The 7660-nt window shown below is 60.9% G+C and carries 7 protein-coding genes; 3 read left to right on the top strand and 4 right to left on the bottom strand.

Annotated features, from left to right (window positions below; translation table 11 throughout):
- Positions 1-80 precede the first annotated feature (80 nt).
- The gene (locus tag CWI66_RS16920) at positions 81-1094 is read left to right on the top strand and encodes a Fic family protein (protein WP_232710985.1); all 1014 of its coding nucleotides are present in this window, start codon (positions 81-83) and stop codon (positions 1092-1094) included.
- Positions 1095-1104: 10 nt separating this feature from the next.
- On the opposite strand, the gene CWI66_RS16915 is transcribed toward CWI66_RS16920, so the two are convergent.
- From CWI66_RS16915 to CWI66_RS16900, 4 genes are all read right to left on the bottom strand, one after another.
- Entirely contained in the window at positions 1105-1482 is a 378-nt protein-coding gene (locus tag CWI66_RS16915; RefSeq protein ID WP_100732315.1) for a hypothetical protein, read from the bottom strand.
- 177 nt (positions 1483-1659) lie between these two features.
- Positions 1660-2400 (bottom strand): sulfite exporter TauE/SafE family protein, encoded by a 741-nt coding sequence (locus CWI66_RS16910; protein ID WP_096921985.1) that lies wholly within the window; start codon positions 2398-2400, stop codon positions 1660-1662.
- A gap of 11 nt (positions 2401-2411) precedes the next feature.
- Positions 2412-3068, bottom strand: coding sequence for a transglycosylase SLT domain-containing protein (locus CWI66_RS16905; RefSeq protein WP_100732314.1), 657 nt, complete (start codon positions 3066-3068; stop codon positions 2412-2414).
- A 34-nt stretch (positions 3069-3102) separates the two neighbouring features.
- Entirely contained in the window at positions 3103-4530 is a 1428-nt protein-coding gene (locus CWI66_RS16900; protein WP_100732313.1) for an aminotransferase-like domain-containing protein, read from the bottom strand.
- 141 nt (positions 4531-4671) lie between these two features.
- Here CWI66_RS16900 and CWI66_RS16895 point away from each other — a divergent pair, with 141 nt between their 5' ends.
- Both CWI66_RS16895 and gabT read left to right on the top strand, forming a co-directional pair.
- Positions 4672-6123 (top strand): NAD-dependent succinate-semialdehyde dehydrogenase, encoded by a 1452-nt coding sequence (locus CWI66_RS16895; protein WP_100732312.1) that lies wholly within the window; start codon positions 4672-4674, stop codon positions 6121-6123.
- A gap of 11 nt (positions 6124-6134) precedes the next feature.
- On the top strand, positions 6135-7406 hold the full coding sequence (gabT, locus tag CWI66_RS16890) for a 4-aminobutyrate--2-oxoglutarate transaminase (protein WP_100732311.1): 1272 nt from the start codon (positions 6135-6137) through the stop codon (positions 7404-7406).
- The last annotated feature ends 254 nt before the right edge of the window (positions 7407-7660 follow it).

The raw sequence follows: 7660 nt of genomic DNA, 5'->3' as shown, positions 1-7660 counted from the left end.
GAAAGGTAACAACCTGGGAATCCCCTTCCTTTCCGTCGCTAGACGGCAGCGCAAGCTGAGGGAGGGGAGGATGTCAATTGATGCGTGATTTCTTGCACGAGATTGGCAGTGAATTGTTGGCTGAAGCTCGTGAGCTGGATATTGAAACCTTGGGGCGCCGTATGAACGTAGTGGGTGGGCCAAGTGAAATGGCCTTTCCCAAGAATGTTGGCCTCCTGTTTTTTAATGAGCAACCCGAGCAATTCTTCCCCGCGACTCAGATAGACGTGGTGTACTTCCCTGACGGTGCAGGCGGTGACCATTTTGAAGAAAAAGTGTTCAAGGGGCCGCTTGGTCGCATCACTCGTGATGCTCTGGACTACATCAATCGAAACTACCTTAAAGAGGGCGTGACAAAACACGCTGATCGCCCTCAGGCTGAACGTTTCTGGAACTACCCATTGGCTGCCATTGAAGAGGCGGTCGTGAACGCGGTGTACCATCGCTCCTATGAAATTCGTGAACCCATTGAAATCCGTCTCGATGGACAAGAACTGGTGGTGCTGAGCTTCCCGGGCCCAGACCGCTCTATCCGTTTACAGGACTTACAAGCCGGTAAAGCTGTCAGCCGTCGCTACCGGAATCGACGCATCGGTGAGTTTTTAAAAGAGCTGGATTTGACGGAAGGTCGTTCAACGGGAGTGCCCAAAATCCTCCGCGTGATGAAGGCAAATGGCTCCCCAGAACCGATATTCGAAACTGACGATGAACGCAGCTACTTTCTCATTCGGCTGCCTGTGCATACAGGCTTCCTCATTGAAGCTGCTGCTGAAGAGCCTGCCTTGGATATCATGGATCCAGCAGGGCCTAAGCAGGGACTAAGTAAGGAGCAAGTAGAACTTCTCCAGGCCTGCGTGGAAGAAGTACCGATCACCTTTCTAATGAGCATCATGGGTCGCGCTAACCGAACCAAATTTCGCACTGGGCTGCTGAATCCACTGCTCGATGCAGGGTTGATTGAAATGACTCAACCTGAGTCGCCGCGTAGCCCAACGCAAAAATATCGGTTAAGTGCTGAGGGCAAACAAATAATTGCCCATGGGGGCAAAAAATGAAAGCAAACGGTTAGAGACGGCTCTTTGACCAAGGCCAGCGGCGCTTGGCGGGCGTGTCGATCTGTCCGATGGCGCTGGTGAGCGGCAGCATGATGGCGCTGAGCTGACGGTGGCAGACGGCGCTGCTGAGCACGCCGGGGCACTGTTTGAGCAGCAGGTCGCACTGCTGCGAGGCGATAAAGAGCTGCTCCACGACCGTAGGCGTGAACAGTGGCTTGGCCTGCTGGCAGCAGCGGGTCAGCTCGCGGGAGAGCATCGAGAGCATGCTGGTGTCTAGCCAGCAGGGCAGCGGGTCTTCCAGCCGTCCGGCAATCGAGTGCTGAATGGCTTCAAACGAGGTGCGTAAAAATAGCAGAGTTTGACGAAGCTGACGCTGTTCACTGGTCATGGGACGTTCCTTCACCTCAACGGCTCTTTCTCTGCCAGGGGGATGGCTAAAAAGAGAATGTTTCTCATTTGCATCTTTTGGTGAAGATAGCCTCCTTCAATCGCAGTGTCAATCACAGGCTATGAGCGGCTAGGCTGACATTCGCCAACCCATGGGTGCTGTAAGTGCCACCAACGCTTAGCGTGTCAGCAGGTAAACCCCCTGCAGGAAGTAGAACACCCCAATGCCGGTGACGATCCAGCGGGTCCAGGTGCGGAAGTTGGCATCGGTCAGGCGGTGCAGGATCCGCGTGCCGGTTTGGGTGCCCAGCATGGCAAAGGGCGCGGCCAGCAACACCATGGCCCACTCGCCAGCGCTGAGTGCCAGCGCTGCCCCCAGGTAAAAGATGATCTTGATGGAGTGGGCGACGACCTGAATCATTGCCTTGGTGGCCACCACCTGGCGGCGGTCCATGTGGGAGCGCACGAAGAAAATGTCGATCAGCGGCCCAGACACCCCGGCGGCGATGGTCAGGCCGCCGGAGGCCAGTCCGCAGCACACGGCATGGCTGGGGCGTTTGGCGTCCAGTTGAAACCAGTGTTTGGGCATCCAGACCAGCAGCGGCATCAGGCCGATCAGCAGCGACACCGTCGCCGCGTTGGGTGCGTAGTTGAAGAGCAGCAGTAACCCAGCGGCGCTCGTAACCCCCAGCGTCATGAGCGCCACGATTCGCCAGACGATGAAGTGTCGCGATAGCCACGCCCGCGACGCATTGGCGGTCAGCTGAATAACCCCATGCACGGCCATGGCGGTGCCCGCCGGGAAGATCACCAGCAGGAACCACAGCAACACCAGCCCGCCCGCCATGCCAAACACGCCAGACAGCAGGGAAGTAAAAAACACCACGCCAACGAACAGGCTACCTACCCACAGGGTCATGATGCGTGCCCTCAGCTACGGCAAAAGGGCCAGACCTGATAGAAGCGTCGACACTGAAACTCGGCTTCACAACTGTTCAGCTGGGCTTGATAACGCCCGGCTCGCTGGGCGACCTGGCGGCCCGCGCTGAGCACGTGGGGCTTATTGCGGTAGGTGCCACGCTGATAGCCGCCCGCGCCTTCATGGTAGGCGTAATAAAGGTGTTCGGGGTTGCTCAGGGAAATGCCGGTTTGCGCGCGGGTGCGGGCGTTGTACCAGCCGATGAAGTCGGTGGCGTGCTTCATGTGAGTGCGCCGCGCAAACATGCTGCCAGCCTGGTCGCGGTATTCGCCCCACACCGGGTCCTGTGCCTGGGCATAGCCCTTGGCTGATGAAGGGCGCGGGCCGGGAATGAAGCCCAGGTAGCGCTTGCGGTCGGGGCGCACATGGCTTCGGAACGAGGACTCCTGCTGAATGAACGACATCTGGGTGGCAATCGGCGTGCCCCACTGCTCCTGAGACTCCCGCGCATAGTCGTACCAACTGGGCTGCTCGCGGAAGATCTCGCAGATGTTGCTCTGGTCCTGTGGCGGGCTGGGCGCCAATGAGGCACACCCCGACAGCAGCAACAGCGCCGCGATGCTCAACCATAGGCGCCAGGCCAGAGAGTTATCAACAGGGCGATGCATAGGACGTTCCTTGTGAATAAGTGGTTATACGGGGTCAGTGCCCCTGGCGCAGCAGTGGTTCCAGGCAGCGGCGCAGGCGCTGCGCTTCGCGTGCCAGGGTTTCCCCCGACAGCATACCCACCCCCATCACCAGGCCGACGCGAGGGTCAGAGGCGGCGCACACCGGGCTCAAAGGCCGCACGATCAAGTGCTCTTTCAGCAGCGCCTGGGCGATGGCCACGTCGTTGACGCCCGGCGCGAACTCCACGCACAGGCTGATGGCACTGCTGGGCGGCGAGACCGAGCGCACCTGAGGCAGCGAGCACAGCTGGTCGTGCAGCACCTGCTGGCGGCCTAGATAATCCCGTTGAATACGCCGACACCAGGCATCCAGGTCGCCGTCGAAGATGAACTGGGCCAGCACCGCCTGGTCCAGCATGCGGCCCTCGCGAAACAGCTCGCTGCGCAGGCGGTTCATCGGCCCCGCCAAGTGGCGCGGCACCACCAGATAGCCCAGCCGCAGGCCGGGAAACATCATCTTGGAGAACGAGCCTACCAGCAAATGGCGCTCAGAGGTGGTATCAAAAAGTAGATTGGCATGATCGTCCCGGTTGAACTCGTAGTCATCCTCGACCACGTAGCGGGGCGCAAGCGCCTCGCACAAGCGCTGCTTGTGGGCAGCACGGGTCGGCACGCTGAGCGGGTAGTGGTGCGAGCCGGTAAGGTAAGCCAGCGTGACCGGGCCGGAAGCGGTGGGCAACGTATGGCCCGTGTCCGGCCGCCAGGGCAGCATGTCGATGTTCAAACCCGCCGCCGTGAAGACGTTGCGCGCGCCCCAGTAACAGGGCGACTCCATGGCCACCGTGTCGCCCACATCCGCCAGGGCCACGGCGCACAGCTCGATGCCGTTGTGGGTGCCGTCGGTAATGATGATCTGCTCGGTATCGCAGTGAATATTGCGCCAGCGGGCCAGAAATTCGCGGATGGCCCGCTTCAGCGGCCCGTAGCCCCCGGTGGAGTAGGAGAGCAGCAGGGCATTTTGCGGCACCGTGACGCTGGCATAGAGCTGGCGCCACTTGCGCATCGGAAACTGGGCAATGTCTGGGATGCCCGGCACGAAGGCCCCGCTCTGAACAGTACTTGCCCCCGGCCATCGCAGTACTCGCTGGGCACGATTGGATAGCTGCACCTTGGTGGGCGTTGAGGTAGTGGGAGCCGCCACTTTACAGCTCCACGTTCCACTGCCGTGTGAGGTTGTAAGCAGTCCTTCTTCGATAAGCGTGGCAACCGCTAAAGAAAAGGTATTCCGAGCGACTCCTAAGGCTGCCGCAAGCTTGCGATGTGAAGGTAATCGAGTTTGGTGAGGCCACTCTTGATTGATCGATTGCCTTAATGCCTGCTCTAACCTTACTTGCTTACTCAACCGTTCAGGCTGCTGCGCATAGCTTTTTATGAGTTGTTGTAAAGCGACTTGGCAATCCATCCAAGTTCTCCCTTGTCGATAATGCTCTTTCAATATCGTAGTAAAACAGAAAAGTGGTCTGCTTGAACGCAAAAGTGGTGCATTCGCCTGCCTAAGATTTGCTGCTAGCGTGCCTATTAGGTTGTAGACCAGGAGAATGTTATGAGCTTTATCGAACAGTGGTTGCACGATGCCGTACCGGCCCTGGTGGGCGGTGAATGGCGCAAGGGCCAGCAGACCTTCGCGGTGGACAACCCCGCCACCGGCGAGACCATCGCCCATGTAGCGGACTTGAGCGCCGACGATACCCGCGACGCCGTGGCCGCCGCTTATGACGCCGGTGCCGCCTGGCGCGCCACCCCGGTGAAACAGCGCTCCGCGCTGCTGCGCCGCTGGTTTGAGCTGGTCAATGAGCACGCCGACGACCTGGCTCGCCTGATGACTCTGGAGCAGGGCAAGCCGCTGGCGGAAGCCAAAGGCGAAGTGACCTACGGCGCCTCGTTCATCGAGTTCTTCGCCGAAGAAGCCAAGCGTATGGCCGGGGAAACCCTGCCCAGCCACGGTGCCGACAAGCGCCTGCTGGTACTGCGCGAGCCGGTAGGCGTGGTGGCCGCGATCACCCCGTGGAACTTCCCGCTGGCGATGATTACCCGCAAGTGCGCCCCGGCCCTGGCCGCCGGTTGCACCGTGGTCATCAAACCCGCCGAAGCCACCCCGCTTACCGCCCTGGCCGCCGCCTACCTGGCGCTGGAAGCGGGCCTGCCCGCCGGTACCATCAACGTGGTGACGGCCTCCAGACCCGCCGCCGTGGGCGAAGTGCTCACCACCGATGCACGGGTGCGCAAAGTCTCGTTTACCGGCTCTACCCCGGTGGGTAAGCACTTACTTGCCCAGTGCGCCAGCACGGTGAAGAAAACCGCCATGGAGCTGGGCGGCAACGCCCCGTTCATCGTCTTTGATGACGCCGACGTGGACGCCGCCGTGAACGGAGCCATCGCCTCCAAGTTCCGCAACGCCGGGCAAACCTGCGTGTGCACCAACCGCTTCCTGGTGCAGGACGGCATTTACGATGCGTTCGTCGCCAAGCTCACCGAGCGCGTGAACGCGCTGAAGGTAGGCGACGGCCTGGCCGACGGCAGCATCATCGGCCCGCTGATCAACCAAGCCGCCGTGGATAAAGTGCAGCGCCATGTCGACGACGCGGTGAACAAAGGCGCACGGCTGCTGTGCGGCGGCCAGCCCCACGCGGCGGGCGAGCGCTTCTTCACCCCCACGGTGCTGGCGGATGTGACCACTCAAATGGCCGTGGCCGATGAAGAGACCTTTGGCCCAGTCGCGCCGGTGTTCCGCTTCAAGCAGGACGAAGAAGCCATCGCCATGGCCAACGACACGCCGTTTGGCCTGGCCGCCTACTTCTACGCCACGGATTACCGCCGCATCTGGCGCACCATGGAAGCGCTTGAATGCGGCATGGTCGGCGTCAACGAAGGGCTGATCTCTACCGAGCTGGCGCCCTTTGGCGGTGTGAAGGAGTCCGGGTTGGGCCGCGAAGGCTCTCACCACGGATTGGATGAATTTACCGAACTGAAATACGTCTGCGTTGGCGGCCTGTAAAGAGAACGATGATGACTAACCAAGAATTGAATGAACTGAAAAACCGCTTCGTGGCCAACGGTGCCGCCACGCCCACCACCCAGTTTGCCGAGCGCGCCGAAAACGCCGAGCTGTGGGACGCCGACGGCAACCGCTGGATCGACTTCGCGGGCGGCATCGGTGTGCTCAACCTGGGCCATCGCCACCCGAAAATCGTCGCCGCCGTGGAAGCGCAGCTCAAGAAAGTCATGCACACCAGCGCGGCGGTGATCTCCTACGCGCCCTACGTGCAGCTGTGCCAAAAGCTCTGCGAACTGACGCCGGTACGCGGCCCCGAGCGCAAAGCCATGCTGGTGAACACCGGCGCCGAAGCGCTGGAAAACGCCGTGAAGATCGCCCGCGCCGCCACTGGCCGCACCGGCATCATCACCTTCGATGGCGCCTTCCACGGCCGCACCATGATGACCCTGGCGATGACCGGCAAGGTGCTGCCCTACAAGAACGACTTCGGCCCCATGCCGGGCGACGTGTTCCGCGCCCCGTTCCCCAACCCGCTGCACGGCATCAGCGAAGAAGCCTCGCTGAACGCCATTCGCACGCTGTTCAAAACCGATATCGCCCCGCACCGCACGGCAGCCATCGTGATCGAGCCGGTACAGGGTGAGGGCGGTTTCTACATCGCCTCACCGGACTACCTGAAAGCCCTGCGCGCGCTGTGCGACGAGCACAGCATTCTGCTGATCGCCGACGAAGTGCAGTCCGGCTTCGCCCGTACCGGCAAGCTGTTTGCGCTGGAACACAGCGGTATCGAAGCGGACATCCTCACCACCGCCAAGAGCCTCGCCAACGGCATGCCGCTCTCTGCGGTGGTCGGCACCGCCAAGGTGATGGACGCCTCCGGCCCCAACTCCCTGGGCGGCACCTACAGCGGCAACCCGCTCTCCTGCGCGGCGGCCCTGGCGGTGATCGAAGCCATCGAAGAAGAGAACATCCTCGCCCGCAGCGAGCAGATGGGCAACATGCTGGCTGAACGCTTCGCGGTCTGGGAAGAACGCTTCCCCGCCGTCGCCCACGGCCGCCAACTCGGCGCCATGGCCGCGTTCGAACTGCTCAACCGCGATGGCAAGCCCGACCCGCAGATGACCGCCGCGCTCTGCGCCAAAGCCCGCGAGAAAGGCCTGATCCTCCTTTCCTGCGGCTTCTACGGCAACAGCATCCGCATTCTGGTGCCGCTGACGGTATCATCTGCGGTGTTGGAAGAAGGGTTGAGTATTATTGAGGCGTCGTTGGAGGCGCTGAGCTAGTAGTTTTCTAATCGGCACTAAGCCCGCCCATCGTCAGGCAGCGTAAGCTGTTGGCGGTGGGCGGTTTTCTTCATAGGAAGACTTGAATGTTTTTGCGATGTCGGTGATTAGTAGCCACGGCCCTTTAGGTTTTCTTGAACCTAGATGTAGGGTCCCGGATGATCAAATCGCCTATAGGAGTTATCCTCTGCTAGCCGCCAGGGAGCTTCTTCAGCAATTCATCCGGGAACAGGTTCATGAACATCAAGCTGCAT

The sequence above is a fragment of the Halomonas sp. 141 genome, from assembly GCF_002810305.1.
Taxonomy (GTDB): Bacteria; Pseudomonadota; Gammaproteobacteria; order Pseudomonadales; family Halomonadaceae; genus Vreelandella; species Vreelandella stevensii.
This window is presented reverse-complemented; position numbering and strand designations above follow the sequence as displayed.